Origin of the sequence: Achromobacter marplatensis (genome assembly GCF_049060505.1) — a bacterium.
Taxonomy (GTDB): Bacteria; Pseudomonadota; Gammaproteobacteria; order Burkholderiales; family Burkholderiaceae_B; genus Achromobacter; species Achromobacter marplatensis_A.
Genome location: NZ_JBMGRB010000005.1, coordinates 162,681 through 185,180, shown reverse-complemented (window position 1 = coordinate 185,180; position 22,500 = coordinate 162,681). Strand labels below are relative to the sequence as shown.

The 22,500-nt window shown below is 57.3% G+C and carries 23 protein-coding genes and 1 pseudogene; 18 read left to right on the top strand and 6 right to left on the bottom strand.

The window, feature by feature from the left end; genetic code table 11:
* Positions 1-74: 74 nt before the first annotated feature.
* The gene (locus ACI0FO_RS14585; RefSeq protein ID WP_416027667.1) at positions 75-1,490 is read right to left on the bottom strand and encodes a DUF1214 domain-containing protein; all 1,416 of its coding nucleotides are present in this window, start codon (positions 1,488-1,490) and stop codon (positions 75-77) included.
* A gap of 242 nt (positions 1,491-1,732) precedes the next feature.
* A complete protein-coding gene (locus ACI0FO_RS14580; protein WP_020926178.1) occupies positions 1,733-3,151 on the bottom strand; it encodes a PLP-dependent aminotransferase family protein in 1,419 nt (472 codons plus the stop codon).
* A gap of 156 nt (positions 3,152-3,307) precedes the next feature.
* Between ACI0FO_RS14580 and ACI0FO_RS14575 the strand changes: the two genes are divergently transcribed.
* Complete coding sequence (locus ACI0FO_RS14575; protein WP_029580638.1) at positions 3,308-3,754, top strand: carboxymuconolactone decarboxylase family protein; 447 nt, start codon at positions 3,308-3,310, stop codon at positions 3,752-3,754.
* A gap of 381 nt (positions 3,755-4,135) precedes the next feature.
* Here the strand turns inward: ACI0FO_RS14575 and ACI0FO_RS14570 are convergent, their stop codons facing one another.
* Positions 4,136-4,825: a metallophosphoesterase gene (locus tag ACI0FO_RS14570; RefSeq protein ID WP_045952965.1), complete on the bottom strand. Its 690-nt coding sequence runs from the start codon at positions 4,823-4,825 to the stop codon at positions 4,136-4,138.
* A 465-nt stretch (positions 4,826-5,290) separates the two neighbouring features.
* On the opposite strand from ACI0FO_RS14570, the gene ACI0FO_RS14565 reads away from it, so the two are divergent.
* The 11 genes from ACI0FO_RS14565 (at position 5,291) to ACI0FO_RS14515 (ending at position 13,850) form a co-directional block, all read left to right on the top strand.
* Entirely contained in the window at positions 5,291-5,518 is a 228-nt protein-coding gene (locus tag ACI0FO_RS14565) for a hypothetical protein (RefSeq protein WP_006385718.1), read from the top strand.
* Entirely contained in the window at positions 5,515-6,525 is a 1,011-nt protein-coding gene (locus ACI0FO_RS14560) for a hypothetical protein (protein WP_416027666.1), read from the top strand. Before ACI0FO_RS14565 ends, ACI0FO_RS14560 begins: the two co-directional genes overlap by 4 nt.
* Positions 6,522-7,061, top strand: a complete 540-nt coding sequence (locus ACI0FO_RS14555; RefSeq protein ID WP_033457332.1) for a plasmid mobilization relaxosome protein MobC — start codon at positions 6,522-6,524, stop codon at positions 7,059-7,061. Before ACI0FO_RS14560 ends, ACI0FO_RS14555 begins: the two co-directional genes overlap by 4 nt.
* Positions 7,058-8,053 carry a relaxase/mobilization nuclease domain-containing protein gene (locus ACI0FO_RS14550; RefSeq protein ID WP_416027665.1) on the top strand — a complete coding sequence of 332 codons (996 nt, stop codon included), beginning with the start codon at positions 7,058-7,060 and terminating at the stop codon, positions 8,051-8,053. The genes ACI0FO_RS14555 and ACI0FO_RS14550 overlap by 4 nt, the downstream gene beginning before the upstream one ends.
* Before the next feature lie 25 nt (positions 8,054-8,078).
* The gene (locus ACI0FO_RS14545; protein WP_416027664.1) at positions 8,079-8,336 is read left to right on the top strand and encodes a hypothetical protein; all 258 of its coding nucleotides are present in this window, start codon (positions 8,079-8,081) and stop codon (positions 8,334-8,336) included.
* A 256-nt stretch (positions 8,337-8,592) separates the two neighbouring features.
* Positions 8,593-9,318: a P-type DNA transfer protein VirB5 gene (gene virB5 / locus ACI0FO_RS14540; protein ID WP_155867630.1), complete on the top strand. Its 726-nt coding sequence runs from the start codon at positions 8,593-8,595 to the stop codon at positions 9,316-9,318.
* Positions 9,319-9,328: 10 nt separating this feature from the next.
* Positions 9,329-9,775, top strand: a complete 447-nt coding sequence (locus tag ACI0FO_RS14535; protein WP_006385712.1) for a hypothetical protein — start codon at positions 9,329-9,331, stop codon at positions 9,773-9,775.
* Positions 9,772-10,032 (top strand): EexN family lipoprotein, encoded by a 261-nt coding sequence (locus ACI0FO_RS14530; protein ID WP_416027661.1) that lies wholly within the window; start codon positions 9,772-9,774, stop codon positions 10,030-10,032. Before ACI0FO_RS14535 ends, ACI0FO_RS14530 begins: the two co-directional genes overlap by 4 nt.
* Position 10,033: 1 nt before the next feature.
* Entirely contained in the window at positions 10,034-11,086 is a 1,053-nt protein-coding gene (locus ACI0FO_RS14525; RefSeq protein WP_416027659.1) for a type IV secretion system protein, read from the top strand.
* A gap of 651 nt (positions 11,087-11,737) precedes the next feature.
* Positions 11,738-11,971: an antitoxin VbhA family protein gene (locus tag ACI0FO_RS14520; RefSeq protein ID WP_416027658.1), complete on the top strand. Its 234-nt coding sequence runs from the start codon at positions 11,738-11,740 to the stop codon at positions 11,969-11,971.
* Between the two features lie 127 nt (positions 11,972-12,098).
* Positions 12,099-13,850 carry an AAA family ATPase gene (locus ACI0FO_RS14515; protein WP_416027656.1) on the top strand — a complete coding sequence of 584 codons (1,752 nt, stop codon included), beginning with the start codon at positions 12,099-12,101 and terminating at the stop codon, positions 13,848-13,850.
* A gap of 256 nt (positions 13,851-14,106) precedes the next feature.
* On the opposite strand, the gene ACI0FO_RS14510 is transcribed toward ACI0FO_RS14515, so the two are convergent.
* Positions 14,107-14,532 (bottom strand): very short patch repair endonuclease, encoded by a 426-nt coding sequence (locus tag ACI0FO_RS14510; RefSeq protein ID WP_416027654.1) that lies wholly within the window; start codon positions 14,530-14,532, stop codon positions 14,107-14,109.
* Between the two features lie 27 nt (positions 14,533-14,559).
* Positions 14,560-15,798, bottom strand: coding sequence for a DNA cytosine methyltransferase (locus ACI0FO_RS14505; RefSeq protein ID WP_416027652.1), 1,239 nt, complete (start codon positions 15,796-15,798; stop codon positions 14,560-14,562).
* Between the two features lie 158 nt (positions 15,799-15,956).
* Between ACI0FO_RS14505 and ACI0FO_RS14500 the strand changes: the two genes are divergently transcribed.
* Both ACI0FO_RS14500 and ACI0FO_RS14495 read left to right on the top strand, forming a co-directional pair.
* Positions 15,957-16,205 (top strand): helix-turn-helix domain-containing protein, encoded by a 249-nt coding sequence (locus tag ACI0FO_RS14500; RefSeq protein ID WP_416027651.1) that lies wholly within the window; start codon positions 15,957-15,959, stop codon positions 16,203-16,205.
* Positions 16,205-17,209, top strand: a complete 1,005-nt coding sequence (locus tag ACI0FO_RS14495; protein WP_416027649.1) for a Cfr10I/Bse634I family restriction endonuclease — start codon at positions 16,205-16,207, stop codon at positions 17,207-17,209. The genes ACI0FO_RS14500 and ACI0FO_RS14495 overlap by 1 nt, the downstream gene beginning before the upstream one ends.
* A 440-nt stretch (positions 17,210-17,649) precedes the next feature.
* Here ACI0FO_RS14495 and ACI0FO_RS14490 read toward each other — a convergent pair whose 3' ends face one another.
* The gene (locus tag ACI0FO_RS14490) at positions 17,650-18,423 is read right to left on the bottom strand and encodes an IclR family transcriptional regulator (protein WP_416027647.1); all 774 of its coding nucleotides are present in this window, start codon (positions 18,421-18,423) and stop codon (positions 17,650-17,652) included.
* Between the two features lie 213 nt (positions 18,424-18,636).
* Here ACI0FO_RS14490 and ACI0FO_RS14485 point away from each other — a divergent pair, with 213 nt between their 5' ends.
* The 4 genes and pseudogenes from ACI0FO_RS14485 (at position 18,637) to ACI0FO_RS14470 (ending at position 22,210) form a co-directional block, all read left to right on the top strand.
* Positions 18,637-19,791 (top strand): CobW family GTP-binding protein, encoded by a 1,155-nt coding sequence (locus ACI0FO_RS14485; RefSeq protein ID WP_416027645.1) that lies wholly within the window; start codon positions 18,637-18,639, stop codon positions 19,789-19,791.
* Positions 19,792-19,821: 30 nt separating this feature from the next.
* Positions 19,822-19,929, top strand: a pseudogene (locus ACI0FO_RS14480) (hypothetical protein); the annotation flags it as partial.
* A gap of 48 nt (positions 19,930-19,977) precedes the next feature.
* The gene (locus ACI0FO_RS14475; RefSeq protein ID WP_416028099.1) at positions 19,978-21,204 is read left to right on the top strand and encodes a dihydroorotase; all 1,227 of its coding nucleotides are present in this window, start codon (positions 19,978-19,980) and stop codon (positions 21,202-21,204) included.
* A gap of 40 nt (positions 21,205-21,244) precedes the next feature.
* Complete coding sequence (locus ACI0FO_RS14470) at positions 21,245-22,210, top strand: Bug family tripartite tricarboxylate transporter substrate binding protein (protein ID WP_416027643.1); 966 nt, start codon at positions 21,245-21,247, stop codon at positions 22,208-22,210.
* Positions 22,211-22,500 lie beyond the last annotated feature (290 nt).

Here is a 22,500-nt window from a genome sequence, read left to right as displayed (position 1 = left end):
AGGCAGTTTCGTGCAAAGATCCAGCAGGGGGAGCGTGAGCGAGAAGTAACGCCGGATTACGGTTCATCGAGTTACTACTGATTGACGGGCTCGATGTCGCCCAGCCTCCATGTCTTGTCGAAGATGGGTTTCATCGGACCGTAAAATCGGAACATCGAAAACCAGCGTTGATGAGGCGCGGTATAAATCCAGTTGCTCTCTTCACCCGCCGGCGGCGTCGGTCCGAAGTACACATCGATCGAACCGTCTTGGTTTTTGCGCAAGTTCTGATAGGCATCGAGCCCGACGCGAGGTGATTCTCTGATGAAGCCTGCCGAGTCAAGGTCGTAGACAGTCACTGCCCAGAATTGACTTGCCGGCACATCAGGTGCGATGCGTAGCCGGTAGGTTTTGCTACCTTCTAGCGAGTGCCCTTGCGCATCGTGTACACCCGTCAGATAGAAGGTGGCCGAGCCAAGTTCCGCAGGCGGCGCATAGGCAAGAAAGAAGATCATGCCGCGTCCGTCGACGCCAAGATAATCGGGCGTCTGGAATGAGAATGCCGTCTTGGGACCGAGATTCTCGGGCAAGACCCACATCGACCCGGCCCACCATGGTTCGCCTTTGTTCAAGGCCGCGATGAATCCGGCATGCGCATCCTTAGCCGCTAACTTCAGCGCGGGAGCTGACGCCGGATCGGGCTTGTAGGCTTTGCCCTTCTCGATGCCCAGCGTAAGTAGCTGCCCCATTGCGACCAGATCGCGAGTCTGCACCGGTTCCTCATTGATCATCCGCGCAAGGCGAACGTAAAAGGTCTCATCGAAGGGAACAATGGCATCGAACAGCTTGCCGGCCATATCGATGAAATGCTGCTCAGGCGGATGTGACTGTGCGGCATGCGGATAGAGCCGTAGCTTCTTGACCAGCGCAATCGCGGCAGCGATATCGCTATCTGCCGATGACGCAGGAATGGCGCGGAACAGCGCATAGCCGTTGAAGGTGGAGGACCGCACCGCGATGTGTCCAGCCGGGATGGCACCTTTGTAGTCCGGTGGCAGAATAATATATTTACCGCCTTTCCCCTTGTCGGCTCCTTTCGGTCCGACGTCCGTAAGCGGCGTTTCCCAAGCATCAAGCATCGTGCCAAAAAGGCCCGCGCCCGCAGCCGCAGGGAAGTCCAGGACAACCGGTCCGTCCTTCGTGTTGAAGTTGAAATAAATGTAGAGGGAGGTCGAATTCGGCGTGGTCGTCTGGTTCTTCCAGTCGGAGCCCTTCGACCAATAAACAATGTCGCCGTATTTTGCGCCGGCATCACGGAAAAACGCTTCACGCATTGCGTCGACACTGACTATGGGCATGCCCCAGATGACTGCTTCGACTGCGCGACGGTGCAGGGCCTGTGATGCAACCTGCTGGGCGGAAGGTAGTGGACTGTCTTGCGCTCGCGCGGCTTCGGGCAGCGAGGCCATGATGCAAACAACTGCGATCAACAGGCAAAAGGATCGGTTCATTTGTGGCCTTTGACGAAAGCTGACAGTCTGTCAGCAGGGACATTAAAGCACTTTGCGGATTTTCCTACGATGTTTTCAGGAATGGCGGGTGCTGGCAGTATTACGGCCATGCGGCGTGCCTAGACGACTGTCGCTTGATGGCCGTCGGCGGAACTTCGCCGCCGACCGCGGACGTCAGTTTCCACGAGAACCGGACGCTCCGACGCCGCGTGCAAGATCCACGGGCATATGCGGTCCACGATTCAATTAGATGCAACGATTCTTGCAAGCGTCACGCATGCGGTTTCTATGTTGTCGGGGTGCAGGTTCGTCACGCTGAGTAGCAAGCCACGTTGCGCGTGCCCGCGGCTAAGATGCCAAGCCGAGAGCGCCGAGGGCGCGAGGCCATGTGCGCGGGCGATACGCACCACGGCGATGTCGTCGGCAATCTGTGGCAGCGGTGCGATCACGCTCAGGCCAGCCGCCAGCGTGCCCGGCAGAAGCCTGTTTACATGCGTTAGCGCGAGGTTGCGGCGCTCGGCATAGAGAGCCTTCATCTGCCGCAGGTGCCGCAGGAAGTGCCCATTGGATAGAAACTCCATAACAGCCAACTGGGTGATCCGGTTCGGAGCCGGGGCCAACACGGCGGCAACCTCGACCAGACGTTCCGCCAGCGAACGTGGGGCGACGACGAAACCAAGGCCGAGCGCCGGACTGAGCGTTTTGCTGAACGACCCGATGTGGATCACACGCTCGGCGCCTGCGCCTGAGGCAAGGGCCGGTGCAGCCCTACCGTCGAGCTGAAGTTCCCCAAGATAGTCATCTTCGATGATCCAGGCGCCACTTGACGCCGCCCAGTCGAGCAAGGCGTGTCTTCGTGCGCGCGATAGGGTCACGCCTAGCGGTGCGTGTTGGCCTGGGGTGACCAGTGCCAGCATGGCGTCTGGGGCCCGGGCGATGCCATCGTCCACGCGCAGCCCCTCGGCGTCAACAGCCACAGGTTCGAGCGTGGCGCCGATCAGCTCGAGCCCGCGCCTTCCCAGCGGATAACCTGGGTCTTCGATCCACGCCTTGCGCCCTTGAGCGCGTAGCGCCGTGAGGGCAAGCAGCAGGCCCTGCCGGTATCCACCGGTGACGATGATTTGATCGGGATGACATTGCATTTGTCGGCTGATGGCAAGGTGGCTCGCGATCTGGGCCCGCAGCACGGGTTCGCCTCGCGGGTCAGCGTAGGCCGTGTCAGTGCTCGCGTCGTCGCGTAGGGCACGCGCTCGCATGCGGGCCCACAGCTTGGCTGGAAAAGCGTCATGAGCGGGTACGCCCATTTGGAACGGCCGTGGGGCGCTCGAAAATGGACGGTTGAAAGCCGCCAAAGGTCCGTCGATCGGCAAGTCGTCGACCGCTTCGATGGTAGGCGGCCGAGCGCATACGCGCGTTCCTGCGGGTCCGGCACCGAATACCAGGTTCTCGGCGATTAGCCGATCGTATGCCACGCGGATGGTGCCGCGCGCGACACCAAGCTGCGCGGCGAGGTCCCGACCGGAAGGCAAACGCTGTCCTGGCGCAAGCCGGCCGCCGAGGATCGCCTGTCGCAGGCTCGCATGGATCTGGTCGCCGATTGGCGCGACGGCGGCTCGGTCCACTTGAATCGACAGCGCATCGAACGTACTTAAGTCAGTCATCTTGGGTCAGTCGTTTCGGCAGTTTTTGGGCCTGTTTCTCCAACACCCGGTGGATTAAGGTCTGCTTATGACATGGATCGCGGTCGAAGTCGATAGGCGGCCTTCGGGGCGCGCCGGCCGCGATCCGACAATCATCAACAACCGCAAAGGACTGTGATGACCCGTTTGAACTGGCAAGAAATCGCACCTGAAGGCGCAAAGGCACTTTTCGGTATCCACCACTATGTCACGAGGAGGACGAACCTTCCGGAGGAACTCGTGCACCTCGTGTTCCTCCGCGTTTCGCAAATCAATGGCTGCGCACACTGCATCGATATGCACAGTCGCGATCTAAGAAAAACCATGTCGATCGACAAGATCAGTTTGGTACCGGTATGGGACGAGGTGCACCATTTGTTTTCTGAGCAGGAGCGCGCCGCGCTGGCCTGGGCTGAGGAGGTGACCCGTGTCAGCGAGACGCACGCGTCTGATGAGGCGTATGCCGCCGCCTCGGCACAATTCGCGCCCAAGGATCTCGTTGACCTCACGATCACGATCGCCGCAATGAACGCGTTCAATCGGTTGGGAGCGCCATTTCGAGTTCCTGTCGCTGCCCAGTCGTGATCTGGTTTCCACACGCAGATTGGAATTGCTGCTTCACGGGCTCGATGATTGTAGAACCCTAGGCGTCGATGATGCAATTCAGTCTGAGCTGCGCGAAGGGCAGCTTTGGTGAACCGCCTGGGAACGTCTGCTGCTGGCCGAACTCGGCCGTATGTCTTCCTGAGCGAATCATGCCCGCCTAAACGGCGACCGAGTGGTGCGCAAGATCATTAGGTCCTGGGCTGGCTGCTACTGCGCAAGCTCGAAAACGTCACGCGAGAAACCTTCCCCGGAAATCGGCGATGAACCTCTTCTTTTTTGCCTATCTAATCACTTCTCTCATCTGCCCGTTTGGCGGGCCTTTAAGGGCTGCGCCATATATTCAGAGGTAGGAGAATGGAATCAGCGCGGCCACGACTTAAGCGTATGCAAGTCCAGCAACGTAAACATCCCCGAATCCTGCCATCCACCTGTATCGATGTAGTAAACGTTGCCAAGCTGTGCAGGCTTGCGCAGCGTCATATGTCCATGGACCACCGCACGTACATTGCGGACAGGCTGGGAATACTGAATTCGATAGCGGTCTACGGACCATAGGCAGGCATCCTCATCCTCCGGGCTGAAAGTAGCGCCATGAATGGCCTGCCAATCGTCATAGGGGAAGTCGGCGTGAACCATACCCACTACACCACTCGGCGTTTCCACCTCGATAGCCAGCGGCAAGGCACTCAAGCAGGCCGCAATGCGTTCACGAACATCGCCGGCCCAGGCATCCAACCATCCGCCGCCGTGCACGCGATGATCGACGTCCGGAATCGGATTGCCCATCGCCCGTCGCCACGTCATCAGGTCGTGATTCCCACAGATCGCGTGAAACCACGGGCGCTCCAACCATTTCAGAACATCGGCTGACTCAGGACCTCGGTCCACAAGGTCCCCCACGGAAAACAATCGGTCCTTTTCTGGCGAGAACCTTACGGCAGCCAGCGCGACCTCAAGGCGACCAAAATGACCGTGGATGTCACCCACCGCAAAATCACGGCCGCTGGCATTCAATTGAAAGCGCCGGACTCGGACATTACCGGACGTCATTCCTAGGTTCCATATAGCTCCCTAACGACTTGTCATGCATGTCCCATGATACTTGGCTCTTCACGACCGCGTGACACGTAATCCGCTGATCCTAGTGCCATCACTTCGAATGCGAGCCAACAGCGTGAGCATGCTCACATCGTTGGTAATTTTCCACAAAATTTTTCCCTGTCCACCGACGCTTCAGACGCCGAAATCAGAGCACATCTCTGACCGCGCCTAAGCCCATGATTTCTAGATTTATTTTGCTTGATCGCTTCATCGCAAAAAAACCAATGTGCCATATCTTGGCATTTGGCGATGCCTAATCTGGGTTTTCATAGACACCCTATTTTGGTCTTTAAAATCAATGACTTAAGTTTGACAACCATGCCTTCACGGTAAAGACTGGCATTACCTACGGTGAACTTGTGAGGCATAGGAATGACTACTGGAGAATATTTGTTGGGACGGTTTGGGCCGTTGATGAGCATCGTTGACGTTGCCACCTTGCTAGGCCGATCTCCGGATGGCGTCCGCATGGCGCTTTATACCGATACCGACTTTTCACGCAAGCTGAAACCAGCCATGCTGCGGGTCGGCCGCCGCGTTTATTTTCGGACGATGCAGGTCACAGAAGCCCTGAATCTGGAACAGCCGGCAGACGATGAAATCACGCCCGCAGAGGTCGCTACGCGAGGGCCGCGCGCATGAGTCGGCAAAGAACCATCAACGACCAGATATGGCGCTCAAATCGCCTGTCAGGCTGCACGGTCGAAGACCGCTATGCGCTGTTCTATTTCCTGACATCGCCATTCAGCAATGTCATCGGCGCCTATGAAATCGTCATTCGCGTTGCAGCCTCAGAAATGGGCTGGGACCCCGATTCACAACTAATGCCAGTGATGCGTCGTCTCATCGATGCTGGCATCTTGGATTTTGACCCGCAGGCGAATTACATTTGGATCAAAGATTGGTGGGACCACAATTCCGCCAAGATGGCAGTGGCAACAACCCTTAGGAAAAAGACACTCGAGCAAATAGCGGCACTGCCCCAAGGCTGGCGTGACGCTTACGTGAATGACTTTATCGATCGACTGCCTATCGAGGATCCGCTGCGCAATACGGTAGCCAAAGCCCTTGGATACGGTCCATATAGGCTATCGACACCCTATGCGGGCCCAGACGACGGCCGGACGTCCATTCCAGCCGAAGCAAAAGACATCCATAGAAATCAATCGATTAGCAACGGGCATACCCCAGCGACAGCCTATCACCAGGGTATGGGCAGGGGGCCGGGTAACACTACTACTAACACTAACCCTATCTATAACCCTACTACTACAACGAGAACCGACGACGATCTTCAGTACCCTACCGCGCTGGTCCCCGCTGAGAAACTGTCGATCCAAAACTTGCTTACCGACGTCCAATCAGCTGATGCGCAAGCATTGCTTGACGAACTGGACGGGGCCATCAAGACACCCGGAACCATCAGAAAGACGAAGGTCGCCTATTTCAAAGGAATCCTTGAACGCCACCGTACAGGGGGATTCGTGCCGTCTGCTGGCATCCCGATAGCGACCAGAAGAGAACGCCTGGCAGCGACCCAAGATATGTCGCGCGCTTCGGAATCAGCACCACTCAGCAAAGCTGAATCCCAAGCCCGGCTTCAAGAAATCAAAGCCCAACTGGAGCTGCATACGAGGATGCCGAAATGACGCGCAAGACCACACTCAGCATCCGCCTGGATGGTGATCTGAAGCAGCGTTGGCAGGCACTTTGTCTTCGACAAGGCAGCACGCCCAGCGACGGCCTGCGGCAGATCATTGTCCGCCTTCTCAACGGTTCGGCAACGGACGCTTCGCCCACTCCATCAAAACACGAGCAGCCCGATACTTCGCGTCGCCGCTTGGAACTCCGCCTGACCGAGACGGAATATGCCCGTATCGAAGCACTAGCCTTGCAGCAGGGCATGTCAGCCAATCGCTGGGTCATCCACCTGATACGGGCCAATCTCAGCGGCGAACCACAGTTCGGCATGACAGAGCTACGGACGCTGGGCGAATCGAATTCACGGCTGCTGGCCATCGGTCGCAACCTGAACCAGATCGCCCGGCATATGAACGCAGGACGCGCGCTGGAGACGGTGGTAACCGCTGAGCGTATCGACACACTGACCCGTCATATCAAAACCCACACCGCGCGGGTGGCAGACATCATGCGCGCCAACATTGACCGCTGGAGGCTGGAATGAGTCTGGTCATCGATGGAATTTTGAAGGACTGGGGCGAACGCATCTATACCAAGCCCGTGACCAGCCAAGGCATTAAGCGCACGGTGACGCGGTCACGTACTTCGCCGCCCTCCAAGCCTCTGCTGCTGACCGGCAGTGCTCGGGTCCGTGACAAGTTGATGCTGACCACTCGCAAAGCGCCCGAAGTCATGGTGAAGATCTCCGGCGGCGGCAAAGGCATCGCGCAGGTGAAAGCGCACCTCGACTACATATCGCGCAACGGCCTGGTAGCGTTGGAGAATGAAGACGGTGAAGTCATCCTTGGCCGTGAGGCCGTGCAGGACGTGCGCGACGAATGGAAAAGCGGCCAGTACGGGTTGCCTGATAACGGCTCGCGCCGTGAAACGTTCAATATCGTGCTGTCCATGCCACCCGGCACCGATCGACGCGCAGTGAATGACGCTATCCGTGCATTCGCGAAAACGGAGTTCGGCGCCAACCACGCGTATGTCTTCGCCATCCATGACGACGAAGCCCATCCCCACGGCCACCTTTGCGTTAAGGCGCTCGGTCTCGACGGTAGCCGGCTCAACCCACGAAAGGCGGACCTGCAACGATGGAGGGAACGCTTCGCCGAGGCGCTGCGTGAACAAGGCATCGAGGCCAATGCCACACCGCGTAGGGCACGGTCTAACACCCATGCTACGGTCAAGCAGGCAACGCGACATGCCGCCAAGCGGGGCAAGAGCGCCAAAGCGGCCGAGCGGGAACAACGCGGGCTTTCCGGCGTTTCACGTGCCATCAGGAATGGCTACGGGCACATTGCGAAAGCCTTGGCCGCGGGTGGCATGGAGGACAAATCGCTTGCCCTGGAAATTGTCCGGTTCCTTGATCCCTCGCAGGACAGGACGCTACAGGTCCCACAGCGTAGCCAGAGCAGCACAGAAGTGATCAAGGATGCCCAGCAACAGGACAAGACCAACCATCCAGGCAAAGGCGACCTGAGCCGTTGATCGATTGCGCAAGAAGGACCATAAGATGGCTTTACGCTACGCCGCGCTGCAAGACTACTGTGATGATCCAGCGCGCACCGGTGATGTACAGGTCATTCTGTATGCGCACTACTGGAAGGGCTTTGCCTTGGCCGTGCAGGACGGCACTACAGAGCACCGCGTCATGGACGACAAGGGTCGACCGTACCGGTTCCGAACCGTAGAAATGGCCTTGGCGGAACTGGCGAACATCTCGTATCTATCGGACTGCATCATCATTGACCGTCGCGCGTGGTCGCCGTAGTCGGAAACTACTTTGCATTAACCGTAAGTACAATCAACTTCGGTTGTACCTTTAACCACAACGAACGTTGCACCGCCCCAAGGACGCCTAGCGTACCGGGTGCCGACCCGAAAAGAAGGGTTCCGACCGCCGAGAGCAGATCGGCCGCTTAGTCGCCCCAAGAACGCTTTGTCGTACTGGGCGCGGTCCCTGAACAGACCGACAGACCGGACAGCACGGTCCTACGTTCGCCCTCAATCTCTCAGGAGTGGCGAACATGAAGAAACTATCAGCCTCTTGCATTCTGGCCGTCGGCATTGCCGCGTCCTCGGCCGCCTTCGCACAAATCCCCGTGACAGATGGCGCTTCCATCGCCAAGAGCGTGGAAAACCAGATCGAAACGATGGCGAAGTGGAAGATGCAGTACGACCAGATGGTCAGCCAGATCGACCAGATGAAACAGCAATACGCTGCGGTCACTGGCGCGCGCGGCATGGGCGAACTGTTCAACAACCCGCAGCTGCGTGACTACCTGCCGCAAGACTGGCAAGACGTCTATGACAGCGTGAAATCAGGCGGCTATGCCGGCCTGAGCGGGCGCGCTGAAGCCATCTACGACAACAACAAGGTTTATGACGCATGCACCGGCTTTGCCTCGACAGAGCAGCGCACCAACTGCGAAGCGCAAGCCGTCAAAGGCGCGCAAGACAAAGCCTTTGCGCTCGATGCCTACGACGCGGCGAAAAACCGCCTCAGTCAAATCGACCAGTTGATGCAGCAGATCAACCAGACGCAGGACCCGAAAGCCATTGCTGAACTTCAAGGCCGCATCGCAGCCGAGCAGGCCATGATTCAGAACGAGCAGACCAAGCTACAGATGTACCAGATGGTCGCGGCAGCCGAAGACCGCCTACAGCAGCAACGGCGGAAGGAGATCAACGCAAAGATTGTTGATCAACGGGGCTACCCCACTCTTCAAGTCTTCAACCCGCTTGCACGCTAAGGAGAACATCATGGCTCCGTTCTACGCAATCACACTGGTTCCAGTGGTAACGCTATGCCTTGCCATCTATCGCTTCTGGGCTTGCGCTCGCCGCCTGAGTCCTGAGTATTACCGAGAGCTTTTGCGGCGTGCGCCGCTGATGAGAAGCCTGGATGTCGTGGCTATCGGTATGGCTGCTTTCACGGCCTACTACGCGGCCATGGGCTGGTTTGGATTCACACTGCCGTTCATTGATGAAGAACCGTTGCCGCCTTGGATGAACATCATCCTGTCTGCCGTCACATCCATTGCGTGCATCGGCATCGTTTGGACAAATGCGCCGAATCGCTTCACACAGCCGACATGGGGCGGCATGCGCGAAAGTGTCGTGCGAACCCTCGCAGCGTTACGGATCATTGAGGCCACCGAAGTGGCCCACGCACTCGACATCATCAACGCACGCGAGGCACACAAATGAAAAGCATCCTCTTCCCTTTCTTCATCACACTCACGCTCGCAGCTTGCGGCGACAACACCGCCGTTCAAACCGTCGATTGGTACAAGGCGCATGCCCACGAACGCAACGCGATGATCGCGAAATGCGAAGCCAGTCCTGGCGAGCTCGCCGCGTCCGCCAACTGCATCAACGCCAAGACAGCGGCAAACCATCTGGCCGTCGACAAGCGAGGCTATGTCGACCTGACACCGATCAATCCGCTCAAGGGAGGTCAATAACATGGGATTCGCCTTATTCCAGTGGATAGGCAGCAGCGTCGATGCGATGCTGAACACCTTCGTATCGGAAACCGCTTCGAACGTCATCCTCGGCTTTCAAATGCTGATGCTGACCGGCGTCACGCTTTACATCACCTTGACTGGCTACGCCATCAGCGCGGGCGCGGTTGAAGCTCCGTTTCAGACCTTCATCAAGCAGTGCATGAAGATCCTCATCATCACGGCATTCTGCATGACAGCTGATTCTTACACCGCCACTGTTGTGTCGGCCATTCAAGGCCTGGAGACAGGTCTCGCCGACATCATGTCCACGTCTAACGCTCAAGCGACAAGCATCTATCAGGTGCTGGATAACTCGGCGGACAAAGGGCTTAACGTGGCTTACGACATGCTAGGCAAAGTCGCAAAGCGCGAGTTCTACGAACTAGGTCATATGTTCTGGGATGCCCTGAATGCACTCATGATGGCCATTGCCGTGTTTCTTATTCATTTGCCTGCGGCCGCGACCATCATCATGGCAAAGCTCGGTCTCGGAATAATGCTTGGTCTCGGACCACTATTTATCGCGGCGCTAATGTTTCCAGTCACCGCGAAATGGTTCGACAAATGGTTTGAGCAGGCGCTGGCCTACATCCTTGAAATTGCCATCACAATGGTTGTCGTGTCTATCGGTGTGGCGCTATTCAAGGCGCTGTTCGACAGGGTAATAAGGACGACCACGGACAATCCCATCAATTCGTTTGTGCAGATCATCGTTCTTGCCTTGATCATCTTCTTCGCGCAAAGAAAAACGAGTGGCCTTGGGGCGAGACTGGCTGGCGGCATCGCCTTTGACGCTGTGACATTCAGGAGCATGGCGCAGGGTATTGGCAACGTGGTGAATCCTAAGACGACTCGCCGCGATATGCAGTCGGGCATGATGGTTACTGCTGGCCGAACCAACCACATGATCGCAGGCAACACCATGTGGAATCCAGCCTATCGGCAACACGTCTTGCAGAACATGGGCAAGAACTGGGGACCGGCAACGGGCGGCTCCGTCAACGGTAAGTGATGTGCATGTTGCGTCCGCATAGGCCTCGTCATCAGCGAGGCCTTTTGATTCATGGGCGCACATATCTCCGCGCTACGCTTGGGCAACCCCTTCGGTTGCATCCCGCGTCCGTTCTTGCCGGACTGGCCGCGGGGGCAGGCCCAGCGGCTTCGCCTTGTTCCTCCCCCGGCCGATAGGCTGCATAGCTTCCAGAGGCATCAAGGGTGAAGGCTTCGCCCGGGATCCTCACCCGTTCCCTGCGCTGCGCTTCGGGCTGCGGCTTCCGGTCCCGCCCTTGACACCTCTTCCGGCCAAACGGCGTCAGTAGCGGTGCTATCAAGCGGATGACGGGTCAAGGGGTTGGCGCGGCCCGCAGCCCACAGGGCGAGGACACGGCCCCTTGACGCGGCGGAAGCGCCCCACGCTATGCCCGGGGGCAGGAGTTCCGGGCCAAGGGCCCGCAACCCCTGCTCCCGAGGCTCCCGCCGGCGAGGGTGGAGAGTCCAGAGAGGCAAAGCCTCTTTGGAAACTACGGCTAGTACGCAGCCGATATTGGCGTCCATAGCAGGTAAAACAAGACAATTTCAGCGCACCACCTCTGTGGCTACGTGTACCTAAACCAAATTACCCATACTTCTTGTAAGATCGAGTTACCTACGGCAAGGAGGCACCATGGCAGGCACGGGTAGATGCAGGCAACAGCCCCACAAAACCATATCGGATACCGAACGCAGCCGCCGGCAATCGGCAGTTAACTATGCGCGGGCCTCCGTCGGTCTAGAAGATTTCTCGCTCAGTGAAGCAGATGAGGCCCACGCTCAGCGTTTCGTCGACGGCCAGATAAGCCTGCAAGAGTTTGTGCAGCCGCGCGCTGACGCATTAGCACTCCCAAAGTCTTCGTCATGACGAAGAAATTTAGGATTTGGGGACTAGTGCAGGATAGGCTATCGCCGGTTTTCGTATTGCACGCCTTGGCATAACTACAGACTGGGTAGACATTGGCGAACACTTCGCATAACTATCAGGGGAAAAAATGAGGCTTTCGGAAGTTACGATTAAGAATTTCTGTTCCTGCCATGACTTGACGGTTCCGTTGGCTGGATTCAATCCGATCGTTGGGTATAACAATTCGGGCAAGTCCAACATTCTTCGGGCAATAAACTGGCTACTCAAAAAGGCGGTTCAGCCAGTACACATGTTTCATCATGAAGGCGAATCGATTTGGGTGGCCGGCGTCATCGAAAATGTAAACCTCGCACTACTGCCACAGAATCAACAGCGCGCAGTTACACCGTTTTTGCATGAAGGCGCACTGAAGGTAAGGCGGATCCAGCCCTCTCCCGGCTGCCCTGCAACTCAAGTCAAAGTGGAAGTTTTTGACTATACGAACAACACGTGGTCCGACAATCCCGCTGGGCTCGACAACGCGCTGGCAGTACTGTTTCCGGAGCCAATCTACATTGAGGCAATGGATGACACCAGCGAAGATATCGGCAAATTTTCCGCTAAAAACACCATCGGCCTTCTGCTCAAGCAAGTGTTGGGGAGGATTCAAACACGGAATGTACCGGCGGTCACTGCCATGCAGTCCGCCTTTTCCCAAGTATCTGCCCTTCTTACAGGGCAGAACCGTATGGCCGAGCTCACCACGTTCGAGACCGAAGCCAGTGATGCGATAGCGGCCTTCTTCCCGGGGATGTCTTTGCACCTGAACTTTGCAACGCCGGGAATCGAGGAAATTTTCAAAACATCTACAGTGACCTTATCAGACGTTCAAGGGAGCCCTCGCCCCATTTCGTCGTTCGGTCACGGCGCGCAGCGCAGCGCACACATGGCACTAATCAAGCTACTTGCTGATATGAGTAGTGCGGCCGGTGGCAACCCAGGCGGGACTATCGTGCTTCTGATTGACGAGCCGGAGCTGTGTCTGCATCCGCAGGCGGTGGAGCTGCTGCGAGAATCTCTGCTGCTGCTGTCTGCACAGAACTTTCAGATCATCTTTTCTACACATTCGCCGCTGCTCATTGGAAGTACCCACGCCTTGCAGACGCTTATGATCTACAAGGATGCTGATAATCGCACAGCCGCGCGTCAGAAGCTGCAGTCAGCAGCTTCCGCACTGGCTGCCCATCCGGCCCAGGCTGAGGTAGTTTTTGCTCTACAAACAGCAACTCACCTGCTGTTCTCCGAGAAGGTCCTGCTCGTAGAGGGAAAAACCGAGATTATGTTGGTGCCGGAAATTTATCAGGTGATCCGCGGTCACTCCTACGCGCATGACAAAGGTTGCCTTGTCTCCGGCTCTAGCAGTTCTGCGCTGTTACCAATGATGACTATCCTACGCGCCGTAGGGTACACACCCAAAGCGCTAGCAGATCTAGACTTCGCCTTTAAAGTGGCACCCTACGCTGCGCTAATCAACATAACCGATCCGGACATTTTGGCTTGCAAAGCATGGTTTGCCGCTAATGCCGCGCGTCTCGGCGTATTTCTGGCCGAAGACGGGCTGCCGACTAAGCAGGGCCCTGAGGGAGTCCCGTCTGCCTTAAAACCTGCCGAGGCGTTCGCGCAGATGGCGCAAGCGATGGCACTCGAACTGGGCCGCATCGTAGCCGCGTTACGAGCACAGGATATCTGGATCTGGCCGAATGGAGCAATCGAAGCTCATCTCGGAATAGGAAAAAACGACGCATCCCGCATTGGCTTCGTCACCACCACTCGGCAGAATGGCAATCTGGATCACGCAACAACCCCGCAGGCATTAGTGGACTTGGCGCACTGGATATGAACACTCAACGATTTATGGCCCGTTAGAGGGCGAGTACATATGGGCATGCGGTCGCTCCGCCAATTGCCTCTAAAGGCAGCAAAGCACGATCCATCATCTCTAGGACCGATACGCCGTCTAGCACAATGCCATGGATCTAGTTGTTCGAGCGAAGGTCCTGATAGAAAACCATTCTGCCCCGATCGGTTTCATATTCGATTCTCATTTATACAAACCATACAACTTTGAAAACAACCGGACGGAAAATATCGGAGCGTCAACGTGGATCAGAAAGTTTATCTCCAATCTCTAGGAAAAATTGCACGAGTCTGTCGCGCAACGCTGAATCGTCTTTAAGTTCGCAGTCCCACACGGCAATTACTTTCCAGCCTGCACATTGGAGGCTCTTGATATGCTCAATATCTCTAGCCTTATTACGGCTGATTTTTCCAACCCAATAGTCTGCATTAGACTTAGGTATTCTGCGGCCTTCCAGGCAGTCATGGCCGTGCCAAAAACAGCCATGCACGAAAATAGCCCGCTTTCTGCGAATGAACACAATGTCAGGCTTACCGGGCAGTTCCCTGCGATGGAGTCGATATCCGGTGAAGCCTAGTTCCCGGAGCACGGCTCGAACACGCAATTCCGGTTGGGTGTTCTTGCTCCGGATACGCCGCATGTTTTCGCTGCGGCCAATTGCCATAAGAACCGCCTAAAGCAAATTAGCTGCCTAAGCAACAAGGGTCAAGCGCCGCTGCAAGGGCTCAGCTTTGCGGCTTTTCGGCACTGCTAGTGCAGGCTGCGATGCAAGCGGCATATCCAGCACATTTAACACTTCTGAAGCCAATACACCAAGAGCACGCCCTAGCAGCGGAGGGACAGCATTACCAATCTGTTTTAACTGCTGCCACTCACTCCCCCTGAATATGAACCCATCGTGGAATGACTGCAATCGGGCAGCTTCCCGCACAGTAATCCACCGGTTCAACTTGGGATGAACCCATTCACTCAGGTCACGATGCATATGGGCCAGGATTGTGTAGGAGGGCAAATCGGGATGCAGCCTTCTCCACTTTTCCGGGCGCTTCCCATTCCAAATCTCTTTCGGCAAGCTATCCGCTTTCATACCCGGTTGGAGTAGGGATATTAGGTGCGCTCTGCGCTCCTGTATCTCTTTCGTATGCTGGTTATGAAGGACTGGTTTGGATTTGCCGAGCCCTCGCTCCCGCTTCATTACTTTGGAATAAATACCTCCATCGTAATCAAGCCGCATTTCCCGCATGAAATGAGACGGTTTAGCCGCCTTCTCGTAAGCCATAACCTCGCCACTATCCACCACCTTTTCGGGCAGATCGCCAATGGCTTCCGAAACTGTCACGGGCTTCTTCACCCGCAAACCACTTAAGACCTTTTCGCAAAACGCCGCCAAGTCAAAAGGAAACCGGTCTTTGTCTCTCGTTCCAATGAAAATGATGCGCTGCCTCGTCTGCGGTACGCCGTAATCATCTGCCGAAACACGAAGCATGACTGTATTGCTATAACCCAAAGAGGCGAATTCTTGAAGAATCAGCTCTTTAAAATGGCCTTTATTCATCATGGCCAAATTTGGGACATTTTCCATCAAAAAGACACGGGGCTTAGTCTGTTTGAGGATTCGAGTGTATTGCTTATACAGCTCATTCCGTTCGTCATCGAGCCGGCGTGTGCCAATCTGACTGAATCCTTGACATGGAGGGCCACCAAAGAGCAGGTCTAAGCCCTCAAAGCGGGTAGCTTCTTCCTTCTTCCCAAGGAAGTCATGCACATCGCCCTCGAAGAGCGGGACGCTAGGAAAGTTATAGCGGTAAGTCTCGCAGGCGAACTTATCCCACTCAACCGCAGCAGAGACTTCAAAGCCAGCCACGTGGATGCCTTCGCAAAACCCCCCACAGCCAGAGAACAGAGATAGCGCTTTGGGCCGATTTTTCATAGCAGTAGACCGGTGAACTCGTGTGACTTTTATACCTCGCGAGAGTGTACGGGACCGGACAATTTCCGTCAAACATACGGCTAATTCGTGTGCAAAACCACGGAAATGTGACTAATAGTCCGTGTACCAATCAGCATCATGGAAGTACGCTGCGCGGCATGAATCTGGCCCCCTTCTTTGGTTTGGCAATCCGCCGGCACCGTGAGCTCCTACGCCTTAGTCAGGAAGATCTGGCTGATCGGGCTCGTATAGACCGCACTTACATCAGCGGCGTTGAACGGGGGGTCCGGAATCCATCATTAGAAGTGATGCAGCGTATCGCTGAGGGGCTGGGAGCAGATCTTGATGTCATTTTCTGCACTGCCCGCGAATTGGCTGTCATAAAAGAGTCAGAAGGGGAAAACTAGTGTCTTTCGACTTTGACACGGAACTTTGTGCACAGTGTCCCTATGGCCTTTGTTTTGAAGATCGCCGGGTGAACCGAGTCCGTGGACGTGAAACAGAATTCCGGTTACGCCAACATGCCGCACTTAATTGCACCTTCAGTGAATTTGTTCCTGGCTCCGACAACGATCCGAAGCCTGATCGGACATACTCGGCCTATCTAGCTCAGTTCAGGAGCAATGCCTTGTCGGCTGGACGTCGAGTACATGACACAGCATTCAAGGTAGCCCCACCGGCCCTAGCAAAAGTTGAAGGCGATGTCTTCGAACTCCTAGAGGCCGCTGCGCTTTGGAACGCTGCGGCTGACTGGAACCGCTTCATGGACGAAGGCCTATGGCCGTCCCAGATATTTTCATGCCCGCCGGGTGCTGTGGCCACACCTCTCCGCAAAGTAGCCATTGTGAAGCTGCCTCGGGGCTACGATGCGACTCGACTGTTCAAACCCGAAGTAAGAGCGAATATCCATGCATTTGAGCACGCGCTTAACCTTCAGCAAATGGAACTGGGACTCTCATCGCCGGACATTATTGGTGTTAGATTGCCTCATCCGTTACCCCCTGAGCTCAATCTTTTCCTCTCACCGCTCGCTAACTTGGAGGGGGCTTCGTTAACGCAAGTCGAGTCGGCACACCGTCTACTAGAGGACAAAATTGAAAGTACAGGCTTTCTTTTTGCTATTGCGGTCAAACGCACCACTCGAAGTGACCGTCTCTATCAGCCGCTGTTTGAAGCTAACATCCTAAAGTACCTGATTGAAGTAGTCCTCCGCGGACCTGCTTTCCGGTTCTATGCGCATCTCAATTCCTTTGAAGGCGCAAACGTCGAGGGGCATTACAAAGCAGCATCACTAATCTCTCTCGCGAGAGGGGGAACGCCGACCAGAGCAATCGATAGCTTGTACCTAGCGGAGCGGCCGCGGGATACCGCACAGACAATTCTCAACGATCTGCCCCTCTTCCCTGTCTGAATGGCAAGTCAGTGAACAGCGATTGACGCCGCCCACTTGGGCGACACCGCATTGACGAACCTCCGGGTTTGCTGACGGTATGAATGTGCAAGAAGCCAGTTCCCAGGCCGTTTGGCCCTAGCGATCAATCCTTCTGAAATTCGGTACAGTAGCGGTACACATATCAGGTTCGGCCACCTTCTATTTATTTCGCTAACCTCCTGATATAAATGTGCTTTTACCTACATCACGCTACGCCCAACTACATCCACCTTCGCTAGAGGCCGCACCTTAATCCCCAACTCAAAATCCCCCGCCGCAAGGCGCGCCGGTTCGATTCCGGCCCCGGGCACCAGATACAAAAAATGCCGTTAACTCGCTGCGAGTTAGCGGCATTTTTTTATTGCCTACGATCCATCCTGCCGACGCTGCGCATCCGCCCAAAGACGCACGCCCAACACTCAGGCGCGAGCGACCCAGGCGCCGTCCACGTCGGCCAATTGCCGGCTGATCTTGGCGGCAGTGTCGATGACCGATGCTTGGAAGGGCTCCAGGCGGCAGTGCTCGGTACGCACGATCAGGCTTAGTCCGGCCACCACTTTCTTTTCCATGAAGATGGGCGCGGCGATGCCTATGGTGCCTGGGGTGATCTCGGAGTCGCTCACGGCTACGCCCGCTTCGCGGATGGCGTCGAGTTCATGGCATAAATCCTTCAGGCTCTGCCGATGTGAGTTGGCGCGCACCTGCTCTTCATGGGCGAGATACATGCGTTCGAGCGCGCGGCGGCTCTGGTGCGCCAGGATGACCTTGGAAGTCGCGCCCCGAAACATCGGCATGGTGGCGCCGCGTTCATAGCGGCCGATACGCGCGGTGGGGTCGCCGATTTCCTGATAAATGCACATGACTTTGTCTTGATAGCTGCGGGTAAGCACCGACGCCGAGAACGGCGTGGTGGCTCCTACCAGCCCGCGCATATGGGGCTCGGCCACCTTCAACAACGGGTCGCCGTGGCGCATCAGCAGATCGAAATGCGCAAAGGTGGGCCCCAACACGTAGCGCGCGCCCATCACGGGGGTCAGAAAGTCGGCGTGCACCAGTTCCTGCACATCTCGATAGGCGGAGCTGACGGAAATATCCATTTCACCGGCGATTTCCTCGACGGACCACGCGGCACGCCGGTCATAGAGCTGCAGGATATGCAGTATCCGATTGCGTGTCCTGATTTCGCCCGCCACGTCGCGATCTCCTCATCGTTGCGCTTAGCAGCGCAGAAATTTCGCAGTGATTGCGAAAACTTATTTTGCGGCAATTCTAGCATCGCCCCCCGTGCGCCTTGAGCCGCGTCCCGAATGACGCCATCCGAGGGCTTGCCAAACCGCCAACTCGATGCAAGAATTGACTAATTCGCAACCAATGCGAATTCATATGATTTTGCAAAAGGACGGAATATGGCAAACGACGAGACCTCCGAAACACGCATTCCGGTGACCTTGCTGACCGGATTTCTGGGCAGCGGCAAGACCACTTTGCTGAATCATTGGTTGCGCGACCCCGCGTTGGCCGACGCGGCCGTCATCGTCAACGAGTTCGGCGAGATCGGCATCGACCACGCGCTGATCGCCAGCAGCAACGACAACACCATCGAATTGACCACGGGATGCCTGTGCTGCACCGTGCAGGGCGACTTGGTCGAGACCCTTCGGGATTTGCTCGCCAAGCGCACGGCTGGCCGTATTCCTGCCTTCGACCGCGTTCTGATCGAAACAACGGGCATGGCTGACGTGATTCCGGTGATCCAGGCCTTGATGACGTTTCCCGTCGCCCGCTCGTTTCGCCTGAACCGCGTGCTGACCGTTGTGGACGCGGTGAACGGGCCCAGTACGTTGGCAGCGCACCCGGAAGCGGTCAAACAGGTGGCCGTCGCAGACGCGATGATCATCACCAAGACCGATTTGCCCGACGCCCACGCCACGGCGTTGGAGGAAGAGCTTGCGCAAATCAACCCCGGCGCCGCGCGCGTGGTGTGCAATTTAACGACCAGACCAAACACCCTGGTGCTGGACGGTCCTGACGTCTACGCCGCGTCCGTGGGCCCGGAGCAGGCGCGGCAATGGCTGAACGCCGCCCCGTACACGAGGAGCCATGAACGCAAGCATGGCCAGGACCACAGCGACGGCCCCGCGCATGAACATGAACATGAACATGAACATGAACATGAACATGAGCACGAACACAAACCCGAACCCGAGCATGTACACGAACACGCGCATCGTCACACGCAGATCGACAGCTTTTGCGTGGATTTCAGCGAACCCCTGCAGTGGCCGCAGGTCAGCGCCTGGCTGGATGCACTGGTCATGGCGCATCCGGACGAGCTGCTGCGCGTTAAGGGCATTTTGCATATAGCCGGGCACGACCGGCCCATCGTGCTGCAAGCCGTGCAGCGTCTGTTCCATCCGCCAGCGGAATTACCCGGCTGGCCTGGCACGGACAAGACATCCCGAATGGTCTTCATCACCAAGGGCCTGAGCAAGGACTACGTCATGCAGGTATGGGACACGGTGCGCCAGCGCGCAAGCCAGCCTGCCGCCTGCGCCGCCTGATCGTTTCGCAATCCCCATCACAAGGAAAACAGCATGGATACCTTGATCAAGAATGGCCTGGTAGTTTCACCGCAGGGTTGCCTGCGCGCGTCCGTTGGCATCCGCGACGGCAAGATCGCCGGCCTGTACGAGGCCGGCGCCGAGCCGCAGGCGCGTACCATTATCGACGCGACCGGCCTGACGGTATTGCCGGGCGCCATCGATATGCACTCGCACCACCGTCAAGGTTCACAGAAGGGATTCGAGTACAAGGACACTATTCACACAGCCACGCAGCAATGCGCCGCCGGCGGCGTCACCACCAGCGTGGGCATGCCCAACGTGACTCCACCGCCCAATTCGCTGGATCTGCTGGAAAAGCAGTTTGACATCTATCGCAGCGACGCGGTGGTGGATTGGAACTTCAACCCGGCTCCGACGATCGAGTCGGAAATGCAGGCCATGAGCACCACGGGCATTGCCGCGTTCAAGATCTTCATGGTTGTGGACACAGGGCGAGACTACCCGCACATGCCCGGCATCGGCGTACATGACCACGGCAAGCTGCTGCGCATCATGCAGCGGTGCGCGGAGCTGGACGTTCCGTTGATGGTCCATCCGCACGACCAGGCCCTGATGGACGTGATCGAACAAACCTACTGGGATCGCGGCGAACGCGATGCCCTTGCCTATGCCCGCGCCTATGCCGCCCATGACGGCGTCATCTGGGAAACGGCTATCGCCACCCTGCTGCGGCTGCAAAAGGCAGCCGGCTGCCACCTTCATATTCTGCACACCCAAACCGCCGGCAGCGTGCAGTTAATTCGCGAAGCCAAGGCGGCAGGCCAGAAGGTCACCTGCGAGATCAATCCATGGGCCCTTTTCCTGGGTTGTGAATGGTCGGCCATCCAGCGCCTGGGCTCGTATGCACTGTCTTACTGGGTTCCAGAGAAAAACGTGCCCGGACTGTGGGAAGGGTTGAACGACGGCACGATCGATATCGTTGCCACCGACCACGCCCCGCACACCCGCGAAGAAAAGGAAGTGGGCTGGACCGACGGCTGGAAAGCCCATACCGGCACGCCTTCGACGCAGTTCTACCTAAGCATGTTCCTGACTGCCGCGCAGGAGGGCAAGATAAGCCTGGAACGCGTGGCCCAGGCCTGCTCGACCAAACCCGCCGAGCTGTTCCGGCTGCGCGACAAAGGGGAAATCCGCGTGGGTCTGGACGCAGACCTGGTGCTGGTCGACCTGGAAACCGAATACGAAGTGCGTGATGAGGACGTACTCAGCCTGGTGGGCTGGAGTCCCTACGCCGGCCGCCGCCTCAAGGGCAAGCCGGTGCGTACCCTTGTGCGCGGCACGACGGTGTATGCAGACGGGAAAGTGGTCGGCGCCAAGGGCGGCGGCAAGATGGCTGCCGCGGCCCGCTAAGCGAACGCCGCGCACTACTACGACACAAGGGGAAATCAAAATGAATCGTCGTCAGTTCTCGCGTTTGTTGGCCTCGTCGCCGCTGCTGCTGTCCGCGTTGGCGCAGGCTCAGGAAGGGCCCGCCACCACATTGATCGTGCCTTACCCGCCCGGCGGAAACACGGATTATGTCGCCCGCATTACGTCCGATTCGCTGCGGCGCACGCTGGGCCTGGCTGTGGTGGTCAAGAACCAGGCCGGCGCCGGCGGCACCATCGCCACCGAAGCGCTGATCCGCTCTCGCAACGACGGCAGCACACTGATGGTGGGCTCGATCGGCCAGGTCTCGTTGGTGCGGTTTCTGTTCAACGTGCGCTACGACCCGCTGAACGACCTTGTGCCGGTGGCCAATATCGCCAGCAACCCGCTGGTCCTCACCGTACCATCTGCTTCGCGTTTCCATAACCTGGCGCAGTTGATCGAATATGGCCGTGCCAATCCCGGCGCGCTGACCGTTGCGCATGGCGGTGAAGGTTCGATGTCGCATATGTCCGTGCTGGTGTTTCTGAAGCGCGCGGGTATCGAGGCAACCCTTATCGGCTACCGCGGCGGTGCGCCGGCCTTGCTTGACACCATGGGCGGAACCACCGACCTTTACTCGGCCAACATATCCGAGATCCTGCCCTATAAAGACAGCGGCCGCATTCGCTTCTTGGGCGTGTCCAGCCGTCAGCCGGTGCCTCAACTGCCCGGCGTACCAGCTATCGCCGACACCATTTCGGGGCACGAGATCCAGACCTGGAACGGCCTGTTTGCGCCGCCCGGCACGCCCGCCGAGGTGGTTGACCGGCTGGCTGACGCGGTGCAAATCATGCTGCGCGATCCGGACGTGCTGCGCAAGTTCGACGCCTCCGGCAGTCAACCTTGCGTGGGCGAGGCCAAGGAGAAATTCGCCCGTCGTATCCAAGACGACATTGCCCTCTGGACACCACTTGTGTCGCTAATTGGCGTTAAGCCGGCGAATTGAGGAGCCGGCGCCGCTTTGGCCGTGCATTCAACCGGTCGCTGCAACGGATGGGTCGAGTTGTTGCGCCGGGGTGCCGTAACCCCCTGCCCCATGGTTGTGTGTTTTCCAGGGTTTGAATAAGGCTTGAATTTTCTGCGAATTTTCAGATCCCAGGTCGACGAGGGGCCCAGGGAGCCAGCAGTCTCGGATCTTTCGCGACCGCGCCGAATTCGGTGGTCGATGGAACCAGGCACCCCCGGCATGCCACCGAGACCTTGGCTAACAAATTCGGCCAGCCGGCCAGCCTATCC

What these genes read in the sequence shown, in the direction of transcription:
- ACI0FO_RS14585 (WP_416027667.1), bottom strand. Translation starts at nt 1,490, where the DNA reads ATGAACCGATCCTTTTGCCTGTTGATCGCAGTTGTTTGCATCATGGCC.
- ACI0FO_RS14570 (WP_045952965.1), bottom strand. Translation starts at nt 4,825, where the DNA reads ATGACGTCCGGTAATGTCCGAGTCCGGCGCTTTCAATTGAATGCCAGC.
- ACI0FO_RS14500 (WP_416027651.1), top strand. Translation starts at nt 15,957, where the DNA reads ATGAATCTGGCCCCCTTCTTTGGTTTGGCAATCCGCCGGCACCGTGAG.
- ACI0FO_RS14565 (WP_006385718.1), top strand. Translation starts at nt 5,291, where the DNA reads ATGAGCATCGTTGACGTTGCCACCTTGCTAGGCCGATCTCCGGATGGC.
- ACI0FO_RS14560 (WP_416027666.1), top strand. Translation starts at nt 5,515, where the DNA reads ATGAGTCGGCAAAGAACCATCAACGACCAGATATGGCGCTCAAATCGC.
- ACI0FO_RS14520 (WP_416027658.1), top strand. Translation starts at nt 11,738, where the DNA reads ATGGCAGGCACGGGTAGATGCAGGCAACAGCCCCACAAAACCATATCG.
- ACI0FO_RS14530 (WP_416027661.1), top strand. Translation starts at nt 9,772, where the DNA reads ATGAAAAGCATCCTCTTCCCTTTCTTCATCACACTCACGCTCGCAGCT.
- ACI0FO_RS14535 (WP_006385712.1), top strand. Translation starts at nt 9,329, where the DNA reads ATGGCTCCGTTCTACGCAATCACACTGGTTCCAGTGGTAACGCTATGC.
- ACI0FO_RS14550 (WP_416027665.1), top strand. Translation starts at nt 7,058, where the DNA reads ATGAGTCTGGTCATCGATGGAATTTTGAAGGACTGGGGCGAACGCATC.
- ACI0FO_RS14505 (WP_416027652.1), bottom strand. Translation starts at nt 15,798, where the DNA reads ATGAAAAATCGGCCCAAAGCGCTATCTCTGTTCTCTGGCTGTGGGGGG.
- ACI0FO_RS14575 (WP_029580638.1), top strand. Translation starts at nt 3,308, where the DNA reads ATGACCCGTTTGAACTGGCAAGAAATCGCACCTGAAGGCGCAAAGGCA.
- ACI0FO_RS14510 (WP_416027654.1), bottom strand. Translation starts at nt 14,532, where the DNA reads ATGGCAATTGGCCGCAGCGAAAACATGCGGCGTATCCGGAGCAAGAAC.
- virB5 (WP_155867630.1), top strand. Translation starts at nt 8,593, where the DNA reads ATGAAGAAACTATCAGCCTCTTGCATTCTGGCCGTCGGCATTGCCGCG.
- ACI0FO_RS14470 (WP_416027643.1), top strand. Translation starts at nt 21,245, where the DNA reads ATGAATCGTCGTCAGTTCTCGCGTTTGTTGGCCTCGTCGCCGCTGCTG.
- ACI0FO_RS14580 (WP_020926178.1), bottom strand. Translation starts at nt 3,151, where the DNA reads ATGACTGACTTAAGTACGTTCGATGCGCTGTCGATTCAAGTGGACCGA.
- ACI0FO_RS14485 (WP_416027645.1), top strand. Translation starts at nt 18,637, where the DNA reads ATGGCAAACGACGAGACCTCCGAAACACGCATTCCGGTGACCTTGCTG.
- ACI0FO_RS14555 (WP_033457332.1), top strand. Translation starts at nt 6,522, where the DNA reads ATGACGCGCAAGACCACACTCAGCATCCGCCTGGATGGTGATCTGAAG.
- ACI0FO_RS14545 (WP_416027664.1), top strand. Translation starts at nt 8,079, where the DNA reads ATGGCTTTACGCTACGCCGCGCTGCAAGACTACTGTGATGATCCAGCG.
- ACI0FO_RS14525 (WP_416027659.1), top strand. Translation starts at nt 10,034, where the DNA reads ATGGGATTCGCCTTATTCCAGTGGATAGGCAGCAGCGTCGATGCGATG.
- ACI0FO_RS14515 (WP_416027656.1), top strand. Translation starts at nt 12,099, where the DNA reads ATGAGGCTTTCGGAAGTTACGATTAAGAATTTCTGTTCCTGCCATGAC.